Below are 21,499 nucleotides of genomic sequence, written 5' to 3'. Positions count from 1 at the left end.
AGGACCAGAAACCGAAGAATCGTGAGAAAAACGGCCTGCTTCTCCAAAAAAGAGCAGAACCATTACAGCGCCATGAAGCTAATTTTCTATTATAGAAACCATCATACATTGTAGACCACAACCAAAAAATAATTACTCTTTTGATGTAACAGCCTTACCAGTTTCCATAAACAAGAAAGTCTATAATTTTGATAAATCGACTTTATCAGTTACTCATCTCAATAATAATAAAGTTGAACTAGTATTAACATCGGAAAAATACGGAGTAGCAAAAACTGTTATTAGCAAATCTACTAATTCAATCAATTTCAGGTACGGCAACAATCTTTATAGTATAGTAGATGATAAATCATTAGATAACCTTACAGGTAATGATTTAATTATATTTAATTTGACAAATATACTTTATATAGAATCAATTGATCAGAGCTTAAATAGATATAATAATGCCATAGCAGCGGATAAAGTTGTTCTACAAGTAGCAGGTAAATGTTTAGAATTCACACACGATGTTGGCTATACACGTACTGCTGCAGAATTAAGAGTTGCGGATAGTGCTGCAGGGGAAATAGATGGGAATAGTTCATGTGTGGTTAAAGGCACTGATACATCCTGTTTAACCGAAAATCATGTATGTTATTCAACAACCACCCTAGAATGTGATTGCTAAAAATATAAATCTATGAGACTAACTTCTTTGGAGTTTATAGTATTTTCTTTATTAATAGTATATTTAATTGGCCTTATAATTACAATTATTCATCTGTTTTTCAAAGGCAAAAAGCTAATCATTTATAAAGTTTTATGGTTAGTATTTGTGTGGGTTATACCTGTATTTGGCATGGTAACTTATTGGTTATATATTAACAGAAGCGATGAATTTGGAAATAGTAATCCGGAATCATCAAAGCTATAACGATTGTCAATAAAATATAACTTCTTAAATATAAACTATTAATTAAAACAAACAGCCGATTCCTTCGAAAGGAAGTGGCTGTTTGTTTTTATAACTTTGGGTATCATCAAAACCAGCCATCAGAATGGACATTGCCGCAGTACAATCAGCCATCGTTGTTCTTGTCAGTCTCTACTACATTCTGGTAGTGCTCTCTATCGTGCACTTGATCTTTAAAACAGATTATACGTTAACCGAACGCCTGCTTTGGATGGTGGTGCTCTGGGTGGTGCCGGTGCTGGGCTTGCTGGCGTACTGGTTTTTCTGGCAAAAAAGAACAAAGGTATAGCGAGTGAAACGTATATTGGGATTGGCCTTGCTGGGTCTATGGGCCTTAACGGGATACAGCCAGGGTAAAACGACAGACCGAAAATCATTTTCCGGTATTCAGCCACGGTTGGTCCACTACAGGACTTTGGTAGAGAAGGCCTGGAAGGATAAAGATGAGCAGCTAGCCCTGGCCTACTCCGATTCGGTGAAATACAGCATCATCGGCTCCTATACCGACAACCATACCTTTGTTACCCTGGATAACCGGCAAGTTGCGCTTGGGAAAACAATTAAGCCTGTCATGTTGGTCACTTCGGCCACCTGGTGTGGTCCTTGCATGTTCGAAATCCCGGCCCTGAACAAGGTGGCAGAGGAGTATGCCGATAAGGTAGAATTCGTCGTGCTTTTTCAGGACATGGCAGGTGAAAAGCTGGCGAACACGGCCAAAAAGTATGGAAAGCAGATTTTGGTAGTACCCTCACAAAAACAAGCGGAGGGAGTCAGTGTACTGTCTGTTTCTGGGTTCCGACATATCACAGGCTTCCCGACAAACTACCTGATTAACAGTCAAAACAAGATTATCAACTATTCGCAGGGAGCCTTCATGCCGATGACCTACCTAGATGAAAATGGCAGAAAGGTCACTATGACCAAGGAAGAGGCGGAAACCAGGAATTACGAAAAGCTGAAGGAGGAAGCTGAGATGCTGCTGCGGGAGCATTTTTATAAAAGATTCGATATCAGCCAATAAAAAAGCCCTCGCATGGCGAAGGCTCTTTCGGGTCTAAGTATAGTATTAAAAGTTCTTACAGCTGCTCCTCTGTTGAGGCGTCTTTGCCGGTTTCGTCAAGCAGGATGGTGCCGGTCTGGCCTTCCTTATTCGTCAGGCTGATCTCGTAAAGCGTTTTGGCATTTGCTGCGCCTTCAACTGGCTTCACTTTGAAGATATCACCCACAGTCCATTCTTTATATGCCTCATGATCGAGAACCGCTTTCACTGGTTCAGGCAGTTGCTCTTTTGAGATTTTTTCTTTGTTGTCGGTTTGTTGCTGCGCTTGATGAGCCGCCTGCGGAGCTTGTGCATTTACGTCAATTGAAGTAAAGCCAAGAAGGGCGATAGCTGCTGCTAAGAAAGTTGCCTTTTTCATATTTTCATTTCGCTGTGAATTAACAATTGATTTCACAGGGGCTATTAGGATAACCATGCCAAAAACCAGTCCTTTGTGTAAGGTGTTGAATTATAGCGAGATAAATAGGGTCATCTGAGTATTGGTACCTGTAGAAGCCAGATGCGCGGTGTGGAATATGTTATACACTTTGTGGTGCGCATGCCCAGTCCGGCCGGTAACCGCAGGCGTTTTCCCTGCTGAGGTATAAAGCTGAAACGTAGGGCACGAACAACAAAAAAGCCAGCCCAAGAGGCTGGCTTCGCTCGTGTAGCTTTTGAGGCTTAGGCTGCGCTCACCGACTTCTCAGCCGCAGCGGGGGCAGCGGCGGGTTTCTGGTCGGTGTCGAACAGGAACTGGTTGAGTTTCATGCGGAGGTCTGCAGAAGAAAGGTTGCGGTATACCTCCGCATTGCGCACCAGCGCAATCTGTCCTGTCTCCTCCGATACAACCAATACCACGCTGTCAGTTACTTCGGTGAGGCCGATGGCGGCACGGTGACGAAGGCCCATTGAAGCCGGAATCTCATTATTCTCTGTGACAGGCAGGATACAGCGGGCCGCCTTGATGCGGTTGCTCGAGATGATCACGGCACCGTCGTGCAGCGGACTGGTTTTATTAAAAATAGACATCAGAAGGCGCTTGGAAATCACAGCGTCGATCAGGTCGCCGGACTCAGCGTAGTATTTCAGTTCAGAGCTCTTGGCAAACACGATCAGGGCTCCCGTGTTTTTGGCGGCCAGCGATTTGGCCGCTTCTATAAAGGGCGTGAGACTCAGTTTGTCGGCCTGTTCGCGGCGCCAGGGAAAACTTCTGAAGAAACGGTCGTTGTTGAAAGCCGTGGTTTTACCGATGAGCAAGAGAAACCGCCTGATTTCGGGCTGGAACACGATAATGGCCGCCAGCACACCCACACCCATAAACTGGCCCAGTATAATGCTGAGTAACTCCATGCCGGCCGCACGCACCACCAGGTAGAGCAGGTATACAGAAAGCAGGCCCAGAAAGATCTTAAGCGCCACACTGCCCGTCAGAAGCTTGTAAAGCTGGTACAAAAGCACCGTAACGAGCAGGATGTCGACAATGTCGATCAGGTCAATTTCTAAAAAACCTAGTGTAAATAAAGGGATCAAGACGTTGCTTTCGTGTATAGTTGTATGGTCTGTTTAGTTTCTTTTACGTCGTGCACCCGCAAAATGTCGGCACCTTTTCCTAACGCAATGGTATTGAGAGCTATTGTGCCGGCCAATGCCTCCGATTGGTCTATCCCCAAAAACTTATAGGTCATGGACTTACGGGATACCCCCACCAGTAACGGCAACCCGAGAATGCGAAGTTCCTCCAGCCGGCGCATGAGTTCAAAGTTCTGGTCGATCGTCTTCGCAAATCCAAAGCCGGGGTCCAGTATGATGTCGTTCACGCCCAGGTTTTTCAGCCTGGCCACTTTTTTCTGCAGTTCATCGATCACATCCAGCACCAGGTCCTCATACTCGGTGAGGGAGCTCATGGTCTGCGGCGTGCCGCGCATGTGCATGAGGATGTAAGGCACCTGCAACCGTGCCACGGTTTCGAACATAGTATCGTCCAGGTCGCCGCCCGATATGTCGTTGATAATGGCTGCACCGGCCGCAATGGCTTCTTCGGCCACTTTCGCCCGGAAGGTATCGACGGAAATAACGGCCTCCGGAAATTCTCGGACGATAGCCTCTATGGCAGGTATAACCCGCTCCAGCTCTTGGTCAACTGATACATCAGCCGCGCCGGGCCGTGAGGAGTAGCCACCCAGGTCGAGTATGTCGGCGCCATCGCGCAGCATGCCTTCTGTTCTGTGCAGTACCTCGTCCCGGGAGCTGAGGCGGCTGCCGGCAAAAAAGGAGTCAGGCGTAACGTTGAGGATGCCCATGACCAGCGGCGTGTCCAGCGAAAGGATTTTTCCGCGGCAGTTAAGTGTACTTTTCTTTCGAAAAAACTTATCTTTCGATTCCAATGTTGGCGTATCTGTCAATCGTTTTAAAATTAAAGCTAAAAAGTTGATTAGTCAAACACTCCAGGAATATAATCAGGTAGTAAACCGCTGCAAAGACACCTTCGTCAAGAAGACCAAAGACTACGGCACCGCCTGGCGCGTGCTGCGATTGCCATCCATCACCGACCAGATCTTTATTAAGGCACAGCGCATCCGTTCCATTCAGGAGAAGGGCAAGCAAATGGTGGAGGATGACATCCGCGACGAGTTTGTGGGCATCATCAACTACTGCGTGATCGCCCTGATGCAGCTCGGCTTGCAGGAGAGCGACGAACTGACGCTTTCGGCAGAGGAGGTGGAGCGCATGTATACCCAGCACATTGAGGAAAACATCAAACTGCTCAACGCCAAAAACCATGACTACGGCGAGGCTTGGCGCGACATGCGCGTGAGCTCTATCACCGACATCATCCTGATGAAACTTTACCGCACCAAGCAGATCGAAGACAATGAGGGCCAGACCCTGATCTCGGAAGGCGTAGAAGCCAACTACCGCGACATGATCAACTACGCTGTATTCGCGCTGATTAAGCTGGGGTTTGCGGAGTAACCTCCCTCATAAGACTAAGGGATTATTACTTGATCTTTTAGTTATAACAACAAGTGGATTCAAGGTCATGGTGATTGGTTTAGGTTTTTACATAGGTATTATGATTGTGTCAACAAAGTTGCTGGATATTGTAAGTCAGGTGCCATTTAAATCTTAGTATCATCATTTTGATTTACAAGCTTTAGTTCTTAATAGGAATAATAAACTATTTAGCTTACACTTTAACTCATATTAGTCAGAATTGAATCGATGGATAAGGATGAACTAATTGAATTTATCAAAATGAAACCCGAAATAGATATTTATTATGAATATCTACTTGGGCAAAAAGTTTGGTACTTTCAGGAAAATGGCGAAGATTTTAGTTCTGATTATGATAGGTTTAAGAAGTTTATTTCGAAACAATTAACTGTTCCTTTCAACAATATTTCTATTGTTGGTAGTGCCAAGACCCGTTACAGTTTCTCTCCAAACAAAGACTTTTCAGAATTCCATGATGGTTCAGACTTTGATATGGTAATTGTGTCAAATAAGCTATTCAATGAGATTTGGAGTGCATATCGCCAGATTTCTCAATCACAATATCTGAAAAACTACCTAGGAATTACTTCAAACATCTTTAGTGGTTTTATTAGTTTGAAGGATGATGATCCAACTTATGGGAATAAGATTATAGAAGACTGGCAAAGGTTAGTTTTGTCTTTTAAAGCTCAGCTCCAATTGACATTTAATATTAGACACGATATAAATTATAGAATTTATTCAGATTGGCAATCTGTAGAAGATTATCACCTAAAAGGCATTTCTAAACTTAAAAGCAGGTTTGATGAAACTAATTGAACAAATAGATATACAGCCGCAAACCGTAAAATGGCTTCATGACTTAAATGAGAAAGGGATGTTAGAGGTTGATAATTCATTCCAACGAAATTATGTATGGATCTTAAAAAATCAAGTCCAGCTTATTGAGTCTATTCTAAATGGATATCCAATACCCGAAATATATTTGTGGAATACAGGAACTGATGAAAATACTGGCGACACAAAATATTCTATCATAGATGGACAACAAAGGTGCGGAGCAATATTCCAATTTATAGGGAATATTTTCAAACTAAGACAATCCTATTTAGATGAATCTAATCCTATAAAAGAGCGAATACAAGATCGTTTTTTCAAGGATTTAGATGTAGAGGATAAGAAAGCAATATGGTCATATGTTTTTTCTATTAGGATTGTTCGATACCAAATTCCACGCTCTACAATTGTAAGCATGTTTTTGAGGCTCAATAGTAATAATATGACTTTGAATCCTCAAGAGCTTAGAAATGCTGAATTTCAAGGAGAATTTATGAATCTCGCAGCCAAGCTAAGTGAGCTCAAATTTTGGGATGATAACAAACTATTTAGCTTAGCAGATAGGAGAAGAATGCGAGATATCTCAGCTGTTAGTACTTTATTAGTCTTCCTAAAAAAAGGGATAGAAGAAGATACTGGAAATGCTAACTTGAATCAAATATATGATCTCTATAATGATGAATATCCAGATAAGGAAGAGGATAAAAGAAGATTCATTAGCGTAATCAAGGAAATTGATAAAGTGATTGGCTCTAATAGTGAGAGACAAAATATATTAAAACGCCAAGTTCATTTTTACAGCCTTTTCACAGTAATCTATGACATTACAAACACAGCCGATTCTTTGAGCGAAAAGCAAATCGATAATTATAGAAAATTCATTGACAATTATGAGAATGAGAATCTTTTAACACAGTTTTTCCCTGAAGTTGTGAGTGAATTGTATAAGTATCAGTCTATGGCAAAGGAAGGTACTAATAAGAAGGCGAACAGATTTGAAAGACATACAAGCTTAAAAAGAATAATGAACTATGGGCAATAAACCATTTAGTTTAGATTGGTAACCCAAAGAAAAAACTCAAGAGTTTCATCAATAAAATGAAGCGACTTTCTGTAATTCCGGTATCATTATAGCTGAATCAATATCTTTGTTTTTTTGAAGATGCAAGTGCATAACCGCATGCTTAATTCAAAATTAGATACTTTCACTATAAACATAAACATAATTCTCTCCCCCTCCTGTTTTTAGGAGGGGGTAGAGGGGAGGTAAACCATGAAATACATCACCAAATTTTTCTGGCTCTTCGTGGGCGTGCTGTTCATTTTTTCGGGTCTGATCAAGATCAACGACCCGGTGGGGACGGCTATCAAACTGGAGGAGTATTTTGAAGTGTTCGCAGAGGATATCTCGCCGCTGTTCCTGTCGCTGAAGCCGGCGGCGCTGTTTCTGTCCATCTTCCTGAGTGCGGCCGAGATTGTGCTGGGCGTGGCCCTGCTCATCCGCTGGAAGCTGAAAGAGGTGCTGTGGCTGTTGTTGGCCATGATCGTGTTCTTCACCTTCCTGACCTTCTACTCGGCCTACTTCAACAAAGTGACGGACTGCGGCTGCTTCGGCGATGCCATCAAACTCACCCCTTGGGAATCGTTCACCAAAGATATCGTGCTGCTGGTGATGATCGTGGTGCTGCTCTTGACCCGGCAGTACCTGAAGCCTATAGTGAGGCCGGCCGTGGGAGCCGCCGTAACAGCGCTCACAGCCATCCTGTCGGTAGGTATAGGTTGGTACGCCTACGAGCACCTGCCATACCTGGACTTCCGTGCCTATAAGGTTGGAAACAATATCCCGAAGCTGATGAAGCCATCGGCCCCGCTCCGGTATAAGTACATCATGGTAAAAGACGGTGAGGAGCAGGAGTTTGAGGAATACCCGATGGACGATGCCTATACCTTCAAGGAAATGGTAGCCGTGAACCCGGAGGACGGCCCCAAGATCACGGATTTCAACGTTTGGAACGACCAGGGCGACTTCACGCAGGAGATACTGAGCGGCAACAAACTGCTGGTGATTGTGCACAACGTAGGAAAAGCCGATCGCAGCAACATCGACAAAATAAACCAATTGGTGCAGGATGCCGAAAAGCAAGGTATAGCGCCGGTCGTGATCACTTCGTCCGGCCGTCAGGAGTTCGAGGCTTTCCGGCACGAGGTAGGTTTGGCGGCTCCCTACTTCTTTGGCGACGGCACGGTGCTCAAAACCATGATGCGCTCCAACCCAGGCACTATGCTGCTGCAAAACGGCACCGTGAAAGGCCTGTGGCACCACAACGACACGCCAGGTATAGCAGAGCTGAAAGGCTTGCTGTAATCATTTATACCTGACCTACAGTTGAATAAGCAGCGCATTTTCCTGATCGGTATGATGGGGGCCGGCAAAACCACGCTGGGCCGGGAGCTGGCCGAGCGGCTGGGCTATACCTTTGTGGACCTCGACGATTACATAGAGCAAAGGGAAGGCCATACCATTGCGCAGCTGTTTGAGTCGGAAGGACAGGAGCAGTTCCGCAAAAAGGAAAGGCAAGCCCTCGAGGCGGTCGTGCATCAGTATAACGGGGTAGTGGTAGCCACAGGCGGAGGCACGCCCTGTTTCTTCGATAACATGGATTTCATTAACCAGCACGGCACAAGTTTTTTTCTGGATGTGCCGGCAGAGGAGATCATGCAAAGGCTCCTGGCCTCTGATCTTTCAGTAAGGCCCCTGCTGGCTCAAAAAAATGAAACGGAGCTAAAAGATTTCATAGTCAAAACATTAGCTGCACGAAGAGTCTATTATGAACAGGCGAGCTATACCTTATCAGGAAAAAGGTATAACATTGATCAAATAGAATCGTTAGTTAAACCATAACCAAAACTCCTCGTTTACGCCTAGATATTGCAGCGGGTGATACTTATTCTGATCCAAAAATTGACTAGTTTTGCAGCTGAAATCCGTATATAGCAAATTTTTACTATGAAACCCAATCACAAAGGACAAGCTCAGATATTCCAGAACCCTGTGCTGGAAAAACTTACCAGAACGCATATTGCCCTGCCTATCACTATTTTCATTATCATTGCAATCGGGCTCATCTACTACGGTATCACATATAGCTTTATCAATGTGCTGGAAGCAATTGGCTTCTTTTTGCTGGGCTGGCTGATCTTCTCGCTGATCGAGTACTCGGCGCACCGCTTCGTGTTCCATATGGAGACTGATACGCCTGTGAAAGAACGCATACAGTATACCTTCCATGGCAACCACCACGAGTACCCGAAAGACAAGGACCGCCTGGCCATGCCTCCAATCGTAAGCTTATTTATTGCTTCTTTCTTCTTCTTTGTGTTCAAGCTGATTTTCGGGCAGTTTGTTTTTGGCGTGGTGGCCGGCCTGCTGTTTGGCTATGCGCTATACCTGTTTGTGCATTATGCCGTTCACGCTTATGCGCCGCCCAAAAACTTCCTGAAGCAACTCTGGATCCATCACAGCATTCACCATTACAAAGACCCGAATGTGGCTTATGGCGTGTCGTCTCCTCTGTGGGATTACATCCTGGGCACCATGCCGAAGCGCCAAACAAAATAGAGACATTAAAAAAGGGAGCCCGAAAGCTCCCTTTTTTAATGGGCTTTGTATATGCCCGTATACCTGATGAAATAGGAAAGGAGCCCATGACAGGCTCCTTTTTTTATTGCTGCTAGCGTCGCAGTTTTCTGAATAGCCAGCCGACCAGTAGCACAATGATCACGATGATGATGACGGCCGTCCACATGCCAGCCTCAAATATGTCCCCAATTAGGTCGCAACTGCCCAATGTGAGGCCCATCAGTACGAATAGTACGGGCAGGTATAGTCTTATATTTTTCATAGTTATAGAGGTTTAGTTGTTTATGGCTGCTAGCAGCATGGCTGACCCGCATGGCAGGTATGGCTTTCTGCTAATATGAAAATATCGCCATGTATAGAAGATACTTGGTTTAGGCCAAAAAGGTTAAGCGGAGGGATAAACCAAAAAAGCCACTCCACGATTTGACTCGTAACCAGTTTAGCTCTAACTGAACTTCTTGCATCCACTCGTCAAAGATCAGTTGGGCCTTGTGCTGCCCCGCTATGCAAATTGTCTGTCTCAACGGGTACATGGCAACTGGCGCCAACGGGACTTACCGCTTCGACGACCTTTGGAAATTCGACCCCAATCTAAGCAATGGTTAGTCATGGCCATACCTGGGTAATAGGTCATCATCACGAAAGCCTGGCCGTTTAGTCAGGCTTTTGTGTTAATCTATACCTGTATAGCTGGGGCATTTTGTTAAATTCACCTGACGGATATTCTGTCTGCCTCAGCCCTTAAAATGTCCGGTTGAGATTGATAATAAGCGGGGTGATGATAAAAGGAAGTAACTTTGATAAGGCTGAGTATCTGAACTTGAATCAGGATTGAGTTTTCTGAAGTCTGTCTGGCCAAAGCCTCTTTTTAGAATGCTTGCAGGGATGGTAACAAGGTATAGCGCTGTACAAGAACGCAAAAGCGATAGCGGGAGAGATTATGATTGAAAAGCAAAACTATTATATAAAGGAACTCATCATCGTCGCCTTCATCACCTCTATTCTTTTTGGGGGGTTTGGGGCACTGAACACTATCGTGGCATCAAACCTCATGTCCTTCAGGCCTCCGCGACCCGAAGGGTCACCCCTGGGCATGCGACCGATGGGGCAGATTTATAATAGCCTGGTGATGGTCGGACTCATGTTTACCCTGTGGGTAATGAACATTGCGCTATATGCCAGGTTTCAAAAATTCGCAGCCCGTGAAAATGTCAAGCAAATTGTTCGCTATAGCGTAAGCTATGTTGCTACGTTCGTGCTCATCAGCCTGTACTTCGTTGCCATAACGCAGATTATCCCTAATCCGCGCTATGGAAGGGCGTTTTTTATACCTTTGGTTGCCGCATTTACCAATAACACCATTGTCCTCATTATCCTGGACCTGGTCGTGCTCCAGAAAAAAAAGGCACAGATCGAACTGGAGAACGCAAAATTAAAAACGAACAGCTTGCAGGCGCAGCACCAGCAACTGAAACACCAACTGCAGCCCCATTTTCTGTTCAACGCGCTCAACACGCTCAAATTACTCATCAAAAGACACCCTGCCGAAGCACAGGATTACGTGATCAGGCTATCCGAATTTTTGCGTGCCACCATCACGACCGACAGCCAGGACACCATAACGTTGAAAGAAGAACTGAAGCTGTGTGTTGATTACCTTGAAATGCAGCGAGTGCGTTTCAAAAATGCATTCAGCTATACCCTAGAAATACCGGAAGAGCTTTTGGAGTCGGCTTACCTGCCTGTTTTTTCGCTTCAGTTGCTGGCAGAGAATGCCATGAAGCACAACAGCTTTACTCAGGAAAAGACACTCCACATAACCATAGCCTACAGCGGTGATGGCTGCATACGCGTGAGCAACAACAGGCAACCCAAAAATGTAAGAAACTCATCGTCAGGTATAGGTTTGAAGAACCTGAGTGAGCGCTACAGGGTATTGGCTGATAAAGAGTTGAGTATCTTTAAAACTGAGGATGTTTTTTCTGTGCACCTCCCAATTCTATATAAGTGAAAGTAGTAATTATAGAAGACGAACCCTTGATGGCCGAGGACCTGGCCGAGACACTGGTCCAGCTCGATCCGTCCATCACAATAGCCGTTATCCTGCCATCCGTGCAGAACGCAATCGCATACCTGAAGCAACACAACACAGCTGACCTTATTTTCTCCGATATCCAGTTAGGCGATGGGCTAAGCTTTGAGATTTTCAAGGAAATTTCGGTCAGTGCCCCGGTGGTGTTCTGCACTGCCTACGACGAGTATGCCTTAGACGCTTTTAAAGCCAACGGCATCGACTATGTATTAAAGCCGTTTACTGACACAACCATCCAAAGCACCCTCAACAAGTATAAGCAGCTACAGCAAAAATTTACCAAAGAGGAATCGCGCTACCAGCACTTGCTGGAACACTTCGAAAGTAAGTTTTCGCATAGCCGCGGCTCTATTCTCGTCTACCAGCGCGACAAGATTATACCTTTAGCTGTGTCGGATGTTGCCGTTTGTTATGTCGATAACCAAATAACCAAAGTGATCTGCTTTGATCAGCGGACGTTTGTCGTGAACCATACCATGGATGAGTTGGAGCGCCTGCTGGGGGCACAGTTTTTCAGGGCAAACCGCCAGCAAATCATTAATCGCAAAGCCGTAAAAGAAGCATCCCAGTTTTTTGGCCGCAAACTGCACATTGCCTTAAATATTCCTTTCCAAGAGGATGTGATTGTAAGCAAAGCCAAGAGCCCTGTTTTCCTGAACTGGCTGGTCGGGTAGCTTTACCCATCCCACAAAGTGTGAACAGGCATCGCTTAGGTTTTAGGCGATGCCTGCTGCTTTTATGGCGCTATACTAGCCGACACTTCTCTAGTCGCATTTTACAAAGTTGTAAACTGGCTGCTTCACGGCCGAGTTTGGCCGTCTCACGCTACTTTTCGTTGTGTACGCTGCTCAGGCACAGCATCTTTGCATAGCATACAGGGATAAAAACAAACCTGTGTTTGCTACACTAACCTTGGCGAGAAGACACATGAGAAGACTACTGTTTATACTGCTTGCTATACTTTGCATGTCGCAGGCCGAAGCACAAAATTTAAGTGTTTCTGGAAAAGTGCAGGACGCACATGGCAAAACGACCTTGCCCGGCGCAACCGTTTTGCTTACCCGAACAACCTATAACAGCCAAACTGGCATTGTCACCAACGGCGAGGGTAATTTCCTTTTCGATAATGTAGCGCCGGGGGCTTATACAATTGAGGTGTCATACCTGGGGTTTAAACCCTACTCCAAAAGCATTGTCGTGCAGGACGAGGCGCTACACCTGGGCACCATTTTACTCGAAGAAGCCAGCGCCACAATTAAAGAGGTACAGGTTATTGGCAGAGTGCCGCTGGGGGAGCAGAAAGGCGATACCACACAGTATAATGCTGGTGCTTTTAAGACCGCTCCAGACGCAAGCGCCGAGGACCTGGTGCAGAAAATGCCGGGCATCACCATGCAGAACGGTACCATACAGGCCCAGGGGCAGGAGGTGAAACAGGTGCTGGTGGACGGAAAACGTTTTTTCAGCGATGACCCTAGCACAGCCCTGCGCAACCTGCCAGCCGATGTGATCGCCAACATTCAGATCTTCGACAAGAAAAGTGACCAGGCAGAACTGACCGGCGTGGACGATGGCAGCTCAGAGAAAACGATCAACATTGTTACGAAGTCCGATCGCAGGCAGGGCCAGTTCGGAAAGGCATCAGCGGGTTACGGCACCGATGAGCGCTACATGATGGGCGCAAGTATAAACTACTTTAAAGGAGACAGCCGCTTTACCCTAACAGGCCTTACTAACAACGTCAATCTGCTGGATTACTCAGTTGGGGAGACGCCGGGTGGCGGTATGCGCGGTCGCAGGCAACAAGGCGGGGGCGGCGGTACTGGGTTTGGAAACAGCGGCTCCACAACAGGGCTGATCGCTACGAACAACCTGGGCCTGAACTACAGTGATACCTGGGGCAAGAAGATAGAGGTAAGCGGCAACTATAACTTTACCCAGCGCGAAACCCAAAACGACCAGTTTAAGGTGCAGACGTTCGTGCTGCCCAGCGACTCCGGACAGGTATACTCCGAAAACAGCCTGAATAACTCTAGCACGGCAAGCCACAGGCTGAACATGCGCCTGGACTACAAAATAAACGAGAGCAACCGCGTCTTGATAACACCCAGGCTGAGCATTTCGCATAATACCGCCGATGCCGATCTTTTTGGCAGCACCCTGAATAACTCCGGGTTGCTGAACGAAACGAACAACCAGACGACATCCGAGAACAACAGCTATACCTTTAACAACAACATCTACTACAGTCACAAGTTTGGCAAGGCGGGGCGCACCTTCTCCACCAACTTTACAACTAACTATACGCTAGCAGACGGTGATAACGCTTTGCTGGCAAACACTACTTATTTCAGTGATAACGATGCAGGCATGTATCGCAACCAGTCTACCGACACAGACAAGAACAGCTATACATTGGCAGGAGATGCGACTTACACCGAGCCGGTAGGCGAGCATGGGCAGTTGCAGTTGCAATATCGGTTGGGTAGCCAGGTACAGGAGTCTGACCGGAAAACCTACGATGTAGGCGAAAGGGACCAGGGGCTGACGCTCAATAAAGCTTTGAGTTCCACGTATAACAGCACCTACAATACCCAGCGCATTGGCACAGGCTACCAGTACAACTTCGAGAAGTTAAGACTGAAAGTAGGGGTGGACTACCAAATAGCTGAGTTGCAGAACGAGCAGGAGTACCCCGTGGCCGGCAACCTGACGCGCCCTTTCAGCAACGTGCTGCCGACTGTGGAGATGAGCTACAAGTTTTCGAACACGCGCAACTTCGACTTCAACTACACCACCAGAACCAACCCACCCTCGGTAGAGGAACTGCAGGATGTGATTAACAACAGCAACCCCTTGCAGTTACAGCAGGGCAACCCGGAGCTGGGGCAAAACTACCAGCATAATTTTAGGCTAGGCCTGCGCGATTTTAATATGGAGACGAACCGGGTGTTCTTTGCAGGGCTTTTCGGCAATGTCACGCAAGATTACATCGGTAAAAGTATAACCAGAGCCACCAACGAGCCTATCATGCTGAGCAATGGCGAAATGCTGGCCCCAGGGCAGCAACTCATTAGGCCCGTAAACCTGGATGGCTACTGGAACGTTCGCTCTGTTTTGCACTATGGCCAGCCGGTTAATTTTCTGAGCTCCAACCTAGGCATACACGGCTCGGCAGGCTTCACCCGTACGCCCGGCCTAAGCAACAATCTGCTGACCTATTCCAATGCCACTAATCTTGGTTTGGGGCTAACTTTAAGCAGCAACATCAGCGAGAAAATTGATTTTACCATCTCCACAAACTCAACCTATAACATTGTAACCAGCACCTTGCAGCAGCAGAACAGCAACTACTTTAACCAAAGCACCAGCCTGCGCTACAACTGGACTTTCTGGAAAGGGCTTGTGTACCGCACCGAGCTGAACCACCAGGTGAACAACGGTTTAGTTGCCGGCTACGACAACAACTACCTGCTCTGGAACATGAGCCTCGGCAAAAAACTCTTTAAAAACCAGCAGGGCGAGATTAGCCTCAGCGTGAACGACCTGCTGGAGCAAAACATGAGCGTACAGCGCAACGTGCTGGCGCAGTATGTCGAGGATGTGCAGTCGAGTGTGTTGCAGCGCTACTTCATGCTCACCTTCACCTACAACCTGCGCAACTTCAGCGGCAGCGCACCAACCCCGAAAGGCGATTTTCAGGAACGCGGACCGGGCAGGTTTCCGGGTGGTAACATGCCGCCCCGTGGCGAAGGCTAACACTTAAAGTTCTGTTTTAAATAAATAGTCATAATTTATAATCTTGAAAAATTTAATGAATCAACTTATGAAAAAGTTAATTGTAGCATCCGCATTATTATTTTCGATTTCTGGCACTGCTCTAGCGCAGCAAGGGGGTGGCAGACAGCAAAATGTACCCGTAGAAAAACGCGTGGAGCAAACCACAGCCAGGTTAAAGCAGAAAGTTACCTTGTCGGAAGACCAGTGGAAAGAGCTCAGCACGGTTTATACCTCCTTCTACACCGACATGGAAGCATTGCGGCAAGAAAACGCGGGTCGCCCTGATCGAACCAAAATGGCAGCGTTGAAAACCACCAGAGATGAGAAGATCAAAACGATCGTAGGCGAAGCCAATCTCGAGAAAATTCTGCAAACAGAATCAGACAATCAGGAAAGGGGTGGCAGAAATGGGCAAGGTGGCCAAGGCGGCAGAATGAACAGACAATAATTTAGGAAGGGGGTATGCTTTTAAAGCATACCCCCTTTTTAATTTTATGAATTCCGAGCATCGGCAAACTTTGCCTTACAGGATTCAGCCTTGACAGAGAGCTTTTCTCGCCTTTTGCATATAGGCCTACCTCTTTGAGTGCGGTGTAGTTTGGGCATAAAAAAAGCCACTCCACGATTTGACTCGTAAGTGGCTTTTTGCTCTCCCTCCTGGGCTCGAACCAGGGACCCTCTGATTAACAGTCAGATGCTCTAACCGACTGAGCTAAGGAAGAGTGTTTCGGTTATTCGCTGGCTATGTGCCGTTGAATTATGATGCAATATTAAGGCAGTTTTCGGGATTATGCAAGTCCTGCCTAAAAAAAATCTTTGCAATAAGCGTAAAATTCTGTGAATCAATCTAAAAAAATTAATTCGAGATATAGAGCAAAGAACCATCCAGTGCGGTTCGGTATTGCCTAAGTCCATAAACGGCCGGCCCGGTCATCAGGCCACCCTGAAAATTGAACTGAGAGCCGCAGCAGCTGTCGATGATGAACAGGTTAGACTGGTCTACCTCCACACGGCCGCAGGGCAGGGTAGCAGTTGGGTCATAGGGGCAGGCCCGCTCGAAGGCCAGGTATAGGTTAGCGTTTTGCCTGACAACGATGATGCCTTTGTAACCACCATTGAGGTAGGCGTAACCGCCATCCTGCCGCAAACGCGGGTATAGCTGGCTGTTCACGTTGATCTGCTCGCTCACCGGCACGTTAGGTATACCCGGACCTTGGTTGTTGTCGTTGCAGGAGGCAAACAGAAACAGAACCAGCAGGTATAGGAGCCTGCTACTGGTAATCGTAAAAGCCTTTGCCGGACTTGCGGCCATGGTGGCCAGCGTCCACTTTCTGCTGCTGTATGCGGCTCGGTCTGAATTTCGGGTCATAATGGAAAGCCTCAAACATGGAGGAGGTAACAGAGTAATTGGTGTCTACGCCGATCAGGTCCATCAGCTCGAAAGGCCCCATCTTAAAACCGCTGGCCTGCATGAGACGGTCGATGCCTTTGGCGTCGGTCACGCCTTCTTCCAATAGCTTGAGTCCCTCTACATAAAAATGACGCGCCACACGGTTCACGATAAAACCAGGCGAGTCCTTGGCCATCACGGGCTTCTTGTCTAGTTTAATGGCCAATTGCTTTATTGTTTCGGCTACTTCCGGGGACGTCGCCGCACCAGAGATGACCTCTACCAGCTTCATGATATGGGCCGGGTTGAAGAAGTGCATGCCCACCACGCGTTCCGGGTGTGGTATACCTGCCGCAATCTGGGTAATAGGTATAGACGATGTATTGGAAGCAAAGATGGTATCCGGTGTGTTGACGGCATCCAGGTCCTTGAAAATGCTCTGCTTCACTTCGAGGCGCTCCACCACGGCTTCTATGATAACGTCGCAGCTCAGCTGCAGCGTATCGCCGGTGTAGGACAAATTCTCCAGGGCCGCCTGCTTGTCAGCATCGGTCAGCTTGCCCCGCTCAATCCCTTTGTCGAGGTTCTTGACGGTGGTCGCTTCAGCCTTCTGCAGCACCTGGGCATTGATATCGAACAGAATGGTCTTATACCCGGCCTGCGCACAGATTTGGGCAATGCCCTGTCCCATGGTGCCGGCTCCTACTATACCTATAGTCTTGATCGCTTCAAGTTTCATAGTCTTGATTGTTAATTGTTGGTTGTTGATTGTTTAAAAAGCTGCCAATCAGAATTGCTTCAACTATTGGCAAACGAGCTGACGTGAGCGAAGCCCAACAATCAGCAATAAACAATCAGCAATTAAATCACCCCCTTAAACTGGCGGAGGAAGCGCACGTCGTTTTCGGTGAACAGTCGCAGGTCGCGTATCTGGTAACGAAGCATGGTGATGCGCTCGATGCCCATTCCGAAAGCAAAGCCTGAGTATACCTCCGGGTCGATGCCGCAGTTGCTGAGTACGTTCGGGTCTACCATGCCGGCACCGCCTATTTCTACCCAGCCTGACTGCTTACAGATGTTGCATCCCTCGCCTTTACAGATAAGGCACGAAATATCGATCTCGGCGCTAGGCTCTGTGAACGGAAAGAAAGACGGACGGAAACGGATTTTGGTCTCCTGCCCGAACATCTCCTTGGCGAAATAATACAGCGTTTCTTTCAAGTCTTTGAAGCTCACGCCTTTGTTCACGTAAAGGCCCTCCACTTGCTGGAACACCATATGCGCACGGGCCGAAATGGCCTCGTTGCGGTACACGCGGCCCGGCATGATGCTGCGCAGCGGCGGCTGGTTGTTTTCCATCAGGCGCACCTGCACGTTGGAGGTATGGGTACGGAGCAGTTTGTCGCGGTCCTCGCTCAAGAAGAAGGTGTCCTGCATTTCACGGGCCGGGTGGTTCTCCGGGAAGTTCAGGGCCGTGAAGTTATGCCAGTCGTCCTCGATCTCCGGTCCGTCGGCCACATTGAAGCCGATGCGCTCGAAAATGCGCACGATCTCGGCGCGCACCAGCGAAAGCGGATGGCGGGTGCCGAGTGTATTAGGTATAGGAGGTAGCGTGAAGTCAAAAGCGTTTTCGGCCTCGGAGCCAGTGCCGGCGTTAGCCAGTTGCTCCTGCGCCTCGTCGAAACGTGCCTGGGCGCGGTTCTTGAGCTGGTTCAGTTCCTGGCCCACCTGGCGGCGCTGCTCCGGTGCCACTGATTTGAGGTCGTCGAAAAGGGCGGCAATAGCGCCTTTGCGGCCAATGTACGCGATTCTGAATTGCTCCAGCTCGGCGGCGCTCCCAAGCTGCGCGGCCTCTATCTCTTGTGCTACTCTCTGTATATTCTCAACCATAGTATGCAAAGATAATAATTTGCGAAATGTTAACGGCAAAATAAGCCGCTTTGCTATACCTTGCCAATCGGCGAACAAAATGCTAACTTGGTTTACCGACGCCAACCGGCCGTTTACCGACTTCTGTCCCAGGGTAGCCTAATAGCCATTGAGCTGCACGAAGGCATCTTATACCTTTGGTACAGATCTTAAAACCAAACGAAATAAAACCATGAAAAATCAAGAATACAAAAGAGGCGGTTCCGGCAGAATGGCCGGCGTTTTCCTGCTGATGTTAGGCGTACTGTTTCTCACCGCCAAGATGGGTATTTTCTTTCTGCCGGGTTGGGTTTTCTCCTGGCCCATGTTCCTGATCGCGCTGGGGCTTTTCCTGGGATTCAAGCATTCGTTCCAGAAGCCGGGCTGGCTGGTGCTGATCGTAATAGGTGGCGTTTTCCTGCTCGATAACCACTTCCTCTACGGCGTCAACCTGAAGCGCTATTTCTGGCCAATCCTGATCATTGGACTGGGACTTTGGCTAATGATGAAGCCCAAGAAGCGGAACCCCTGGGAAAACCAGGTTGGTGCAGGGCCTAACCCTCGACCAGAAGACACACCCGGCTACTACACCGACCCAACAAACGGGGCGTATCCAGGCGGTTACACCGACTACACCGGTGGCGAGGCCTATACCTCTGGCGCCTACACCGGAGCAACTGACCAGGCAGCTTACAGCCCGGAGGATCATGTAGACAGCACGGCGATTTTCGGAGGTATAAAAAAAAACATCGTCTCTAAGAATTTCAAGGGAGGCGAAGTGGTGAGTGTGTTCGGGGGCACCGAACTCAACCTGATGCAGGCCGACATACAGCACCCGATCGTGCTGGAGGCAACCCAGCTCTTCGGGGGCACCACCCTGATCGTGCCGCCGCACTGGCAAATCAAATCAGACGATATGGTGGCTATACTGGGCGGGATTGACGACAAGCGCCCCGCTTACCAACAAGGCTACGACCCGAACAAAATCCTTATCCTGAAAGGTACCACCCTGTTTGGCGGACTCAACATTAAAAGTTACTAATGCAGGGGGTCGCGTCACAGGTGCGATTGATGCTGCTATACCTTGGCTGGGCTTTGCTCTGGTCGGTGGTACAGGTAGCAGTGCTCTGGCCAACAGGATTCAGCAGGACCCTGACCGCCGTGGATGCCCTGTTGTTCAACCTCCTGCTGGCGGTAGGCGGGTATGCCATGGGAACAGGTCTTCGGTACTATCAACCTAGTGCCCGGCAGGGAGCCTTTTTATTGGGTTGGAGCCTGGGGTTGGCAGGTATATGCACGTTGCTGTTTGACTTGCTGCTAGGCCAATTTTTGTCTGGTGCAACAGACTACCTGGCATTTGTGGACGACACATTGCCTATTCGCATTGCCTTTGGCTGGCTGATGCTCCTGCTGATGTTACTGCTGACCTGGCTTTGGTTCTATACCCGCGAGTTGCAGGAGACCGAAAAACGTAAAGCCGCCACCGAGAAACTGGCCCGCGAAGCCGAGCTGTACAACCTGCGGCAGCAACTACAGCCACACTTTTTATTCAACAGCCTCAACTCTATCAGCGCCCTGGCAGGAAGCCGGCCGGAGCAGGCCCGTACCATGGTACAGCAACTCTCTGACTTTCTGCGCGGCACCCTGCGCAAAGACAATAACCAGCTGGTACCCTTGGCCGAAGAGCTGAAGCAACTGCAGCTATACCTAGACATCGAGAAAGTGCGCTTCGGGCATCGGTTACAGGTGGAGGTGGAGGCTACAGAGGAAAGTCAGCGTATGAAACTGCCCGTTTTGTTGCTGCAGCCGGTTGTGGAAAACGCCATCAAGTACGGCCTTTACGACACGGTAGGAGAGACCGCCATCAAAGTAAAAGCTACCACCGAAGACGGCTACCTGACCATCACGACCCAGAACCCCTATGATCCCGCCACGAGCCAGCCCCGCAAAGGCACCGGCTTTGGGCTGGATTCGATACAACGCAGGCTATACCTGCTCTATGCCCGCCAGGACTTGCTGCGCACCTCACAGCAAGACCACCAGTTCACAACCACCATCAAGATACCGCAGCACTATGAAAAAATGCCTGATAATAGATGACGAACCGCTGGCCCGCAGCATAGTGGCCGAGTACCTGCAAGCCTACCCCGAACTAGAGGTAGTGCAGGAGTGCAGCGATGGTTTTGAGGGCGTGAAGGCCATAATGCAGCACCAGCCCGACCTCATCTTCCTCGACATCCAGATGCCCAAGATCAATGGTTTCGAGATGCTGGAACTGGTGGAGCAGGCACCCGGCGTCATCTTTACCACCGCTTTCGATGAGTACGCCATCAAAGCCTTCGAGGCCAATGCCGTGGACTACCTGCTCAAGCCCTTCAGTAAAGCGCGTTTCGATGCGGCCATAAGCAAGTGGTTGCAGAGTCAGTCGGCACAGGCTATACCTGCTGCCGCTGCGCTGGGGGAAGCAACCGGCAAACAGCCCGAAGAGCAGCACCGCATTGTGGTGCGGGCCGGGAACAACATCCGCATTATACCAGTGGGGGAGGTGCTATACCTGGAGGCATACGACGACTATGTGAAGATCCATACCCGCGATGGCGTGTTCCTGAAAAAGAAGACCATGAGTTACTACGAAAAGGCACTTGACCCGAAGCAGTTCGTGCGGGTGCATCGCTCCTACATCATGGCCCTGTCGCAACTCACCCGCATCGAGCCTTTTGAGAAGGATAGCCATCTGGCCCTGCTGCGCAACGGGGAACGTATCCCCCTGAGCAAGAGTGGCTATACCCGTCTGCGAACAGTGCTGGAGATTTAGGTATAGGCATGACCTGCTTCAACTGAAAAATACAGCTGTCTGAATCAGC

23 protein-coding genes, 1 tRNA gene and 1 pseudogene are annotated in these 21,499 nt (G+C 48.1%); 17 read left to right on the top strand and 8 right to left on the bottom strand.

Annotation, left to right across the window (positions count from 1 at the left end; translation table 11 throughout):
- From H9Q13_RS18300 to H9Q13_RS13415, 4 genes and pseudogenes are all read left to right on the top strand, one after another.
- A pseudogene (locus tag H9Q13_RS18300) lies at positions 1 to 114 on the top strand (IS1 family transposase); the annotation flags it as partial.
- Positions 115 to 391: 277 nt separating this feature from the next.
- A complete protein-coding gene (locus H9Q13_RS13425; RefSeq protein WP_191184316.1) occupies positions 392 to 670 on the top strand; it encodes a hypothetical protein in 279 nt (92 codons plus the stop codon).
- 370 nt (positions 671 to 1,040) lie between these two features.
- Entirely contained in the window at positions 1,041 to 1,244 is a 204-nt protein-coding gene (locus H9Q13_RS13420; RefSeq protein WP_191184315.1) for a PLDc N-terminal domain-containing protein, read from the top strand.
- A 3-nt stretch (positions 1,245 to 1,247) separates the two neighbouring features.
- Complete coding sequence (locus H9Q13_RS13415; protein ID WP_191184314.1) at positions 1,248 to 1,976, top strand: TlpA family protein disulfide reductase; 729 nt, start codon at positions 1,248 to 1,250, stop codon at positions 1,974 to 1,976.
- Positions 1,977 to 2,031: 55 nt separating this feature from the next.
- On the opposite strand, the gene H9Q13_RS13410 is transcribed toward H9Q13_RS13415, so the two are convergent.
- The 3 genes from H9Q13_RS13410 to folP all read right to left on the bottom strand — a co-directional run bounded on the left by H9Q13_RS13410 (position 2,032) and on the right by folP (position 4,378).
- On the bottom strand, positions 2,032 to 2,409 hold the full coding sequence (locus H9Q13_RS13410; protein ID WP_317173906.1) for a hypothetical protein: 378 nt from the start codon (positions 2,407 to 2,409) through the stop codon (positions 2,032 to 2,034).
- 266 nt (positions 2,410 to 2,675) lie between these two features.
- Positions 2,676 to 3,524, bottom strand: coding sequence for a diadenylate cyclase CdaA (gene cdaA / locus H9Q13_RS13405; RefSeq protein WP_191184313.1), 849 nt, complete (start codon positions 3,522 to 3,524; stop codon positions 2,676 to 2,678).
- Positions 3,521 to 4,378: a dihydropteroate synthase gene (folP, locus tag H9Q13_RS13400; RefSeq protein WP_191184330.1), complete on the bottom strand. Its 858-nt coding sequence runs from the start codon at positions 4,376 to 4,378 to the stop codon at positions 3,521 to 3,523. The genes cdaA and folP overlap by 4 nt, the downstream gene beginning before the upstream one ends.
- A 43-nt stretch (positions 4,379 to 4,421) precedes the next feature.
- On the opposite strand from folP, the gene H9Q13_RS13395 reads away from it, so the two are divergent.
- The 6 genes from H9Q13_RS13395 to H9Q13_RS13370 all read left to right on the top strand — a co-directional run bounded on the left by H9Q13_RS13395 (position 4,422) and on the right by H9Q13_RS13370 (position 9,444).
- A complete protein-coding gene (locus H9Q13_RS13395) occupies positions 4,422 to 4,967 on the top strand; it encodes a DUF1599 domain-containing protein (RefSeq protein WP_191184312.1) in 546 nt (181 codons plus the stop codon).
- A gap of 249 nt (positions 4,968 to 5,216) precedes the next feature.
- Positions 5,217 to 5,807: a hypothetical protein gene (locus tag H9Q13_RS13390; RefSeq protein WP_191184311.1), complete on the top strand. Its 591-nt coding sequence runs from the start codon at positions 5,217 to 5,219 to the stop codon at positions 5,805 to 5,807.
- Positions 5,794 to 6,867, top strand: a complete 1,074-nt coding sequence (locus H9Q13_RS13385) for a DUF262 domain-containing protein (RefSeq protein ID WP_191184310.1) — start codon at positions 5,794 to 5,796, stop codon at positions 6,865 to 6,867. The genes H9Q13_RS13390 and H9Q13_RS13385 overlap by 14 nt, the downstream gene beginning before the upstream one ends.
- Before the next feature lie 231 nt (positions 6,868 to 7,098).
- On the top strand, positions 7,099 to 8,190 hold the full coding sequence (locus H9Q13_RS13380; RefSeq protein WP_191184309.1) for a BT_3928 family protein: 1,092 nt from the start codon (positions 7,099 to 7,101) through the stop codon (positions 8,188 to 8,190).
- A 21-nt stretch (positions 8,191 to 8,211) separates the two neighbouring features.
- A complete protein-coding gene (locus H9Q13_RS13375; protein ID WP_224744280.1) occupies positions 8,212 to 8,727 on the top strand; it encodes a shikimate kinase in 516 nt (171 codons plus the stop codon).
- Positions 8,728 to 8,832: 105 nt separating this feature from the next.
- Positions 8,833 to 9,444 carry a sterol desaturase family protein gene (locus H9Q13_RS13370; RefSeq protein ID WP_191184308.1) on the top strand — a complete coding sequence of 204 codons (612 nt, stop codon included), beginning with the start codon at positions 8,833 to 8,835 and terminating at the stop codon, positions 9,442 to 9,444.
- A 112-nt stretch (positions 9,445 to 9,556) separates the two neighbouring features.
- Here the strand turns inward: H9Q13_RS13370 and H9Q13_RS13365 are convergent, their stop codons facing one another.
- Complete coding sequence (locus H9Q13_RS13365; protein ID WP_191184307.1) at positions 9,557 to 9,727, bottom strand: hypothetical protein; 171 nt, start codon at positions 9,725 to 9,727, stop codon at positions 9,557 to 9,559.
- A 678-nt stretch (positions 9,728 to 10,405) separates the two neighbouring features.
- Between H9Q13_RS13365 and H9Q13_RS13360 the strand changes: the two genes are divergently transcribed.
- The 4 genes from H9Q13_RS13360 (at position 10,406) to H9Q13_RS13345 (ending at position 15,785) form a co-directional block, all read left to right on the top strand.
- Positions 10,406 to 11,476 (top strand): sensor histidine kinase, encoded by a 1,071-nt coding sequence (locus H9Q13_RS13360; protein WP_191184306.1) that lies wholly within the window; start codon positions 10,406 to 10,408, stop codon positions 11,474 to 11,476.
- Positions 11,473 to 12,231, top strand: a complete 759-nt coding sequence (locus tag H9Q13_RS18215) for a LytR/AlgR family response regulator transcription factor (RefSeq protein ID WP_191184305.1) — start codon at positions 11,473 to 11,475, stop codon at positions 12,229 to 12,231. The genes H9Q13_RS13360 and H9Q13_RS18215 overlap by 4 nt, the downstream gene beginning before the upstream one ends.
- 253 nt (positions 12,232 to 12,484) lie before the next feature.
- Positions 12,485 to 15,316 (top strand): TonB-dependent receptor, encoded by a 2,832-nt coding sequence (locus tag H9Q13_RS13350; protein WP_191184304.1) that lies wholly within the window; start codon positions 12,485 to 12,487, stop codon positions 15,314 to 15,316.
- Between the two features lie 67 nt (positions 15,317 to 15,383).
- The gene (locus H9Q13_RS13345) at positions 15,384 to 15,785 is read left to right on the top strand and encodes a hypothetical protein (protein ID WP_191184303.1); all 402 of its coding nucleotides are present in this window, start codon (positions 15,384 to 15,386) and stop codon (positions 15,783 to 15,785) included.
- A gap of 200 nt (positions 15,786 to 15,985) precedes the next feature.
- On the opposite strand, the gene H9Q13_RS13340 is transcribed toward H9Q13_RS13345, so the two are convergent.
- The 4 genes from H9Q13_RS13340 to pheS all read right to left on the bottom strand — a co-directional run bounded on the left by H9Q13_RS13340 (position 15,986) and on the right by pheS (position 18,617).
- Positions 15,986 to 16,059 (bottom strand) — tRNA-Asn (locus tag H9Q13_RS13340).
- Positions 16,060 to 16,193: 134 nt separating this feature from the next.
- Entirely contained in the window at positions 16,194 to 16,649 is a 456-nt protein-coding gene (locus H9Q13_RS13335) for a Rieske (2Fe-2S) protein (RefSeq protein WP_224744279.1), read from the bottom strand.
- On the bottom strand, positions 16,609 to 17,466 hold the full coding sequence (locus tag H9Q13_RS13330; protein WP_191184302.1) for a 3-hydroxyacyl-CoA dehydrogenase NAD-binding domain-containing protein: 858 nt from the start codon (positions 17,464 to 17,466) through the stop codon (positions 16,609 to 16,611). The genes H9Q13_RS13335 and H9Q13_RS13330 overlap by 41 nt, the downstream gene beginning before the upstream one ends.
- Before the next feature lie 122 nt (positions 17,467 to 17,588).
- Positions 17,589 to 18,617: a phenylalanine--tRNA ligase subunit alpha gene (gene pheS / locus H9Q13_RS13325; RefSeq protein WP_191184301.1), complete on the bottom strand. Its 1,029-nt coding sequence runs from the start codon at positions 18,615 to 18,617 to the stop codon at positions 17,589 to 17,591.
- 211 nt (positions 18,618 to 18,828) lie between these two features.
- Here pheS and H9Q13_RS13320 point away from each other — a divergent pair, with 211 nt between their 5' ends.
- The 3 genes from H9Q13_RS13320 to H9Q13_RS13310 are packed head-to-tail and all read left to right on the top strand — an operon-like array spanning position 18,829 to position 21,450.
- The gene (locus tag H9Q13_RS13320; protein ID WP_191184300.1) at positions 18,829 to 19,677 is read left to right on the top strand and encodes a LiaF transmembrane domain-containing protein; all 849 of its coding nucleotides are present in this window, start codon (positions 18,829 to 18,831) and stop codon (positions 19,675 to 19,677) included.
- Entirely contained in the window at positions 19,677 to 20,735 is a 1,059-nt protein-coding gene (locus H9Q13_RS13315) for a sensor histidine kinase (RefSeq protein WP_191184299.1), read from the top strand. The genes H9Q13_RS13320 and H9Q13_RS13315 overlap by 1 nt, the downstream gene beginning before the upstream one ends.
- Positions 20,710 to 21,450 (top strand): LytR/AlgR family response regulator transcription factor, encoded by a 741-nt coding sequence (locus tag H9Q13_RS13310; RefSeq protein WP_191184298.1) that lies wholly within the window; start codon positions 20,710 to 20,712, stop codon positions 21,448 to 21,450. The genes H9Q13_RS13315 and H9Q13_RS13310 overlap by 26 nt, the downstream gene beginning before the upstream one ends.
- Positions 21,451 to 21,499 lie beyond the last annotated feature (49 nt).

The sequence above is a fragment of the Pontibacter aquaedesilientis genome, from assembly GCF_014773225.1.
Classification (GTDB): domain Bacteria; phylum Bacteroidota; class Bacteroidia; order Cytophagales; family Hymenobacteraceae; genus Pontibacter; species Pontibacter aquaedesilientis.
Note: the sequence above shows the minus strand (reverse complement) of the source record. Positions and strands in the feature narration are given on the sequence as shown.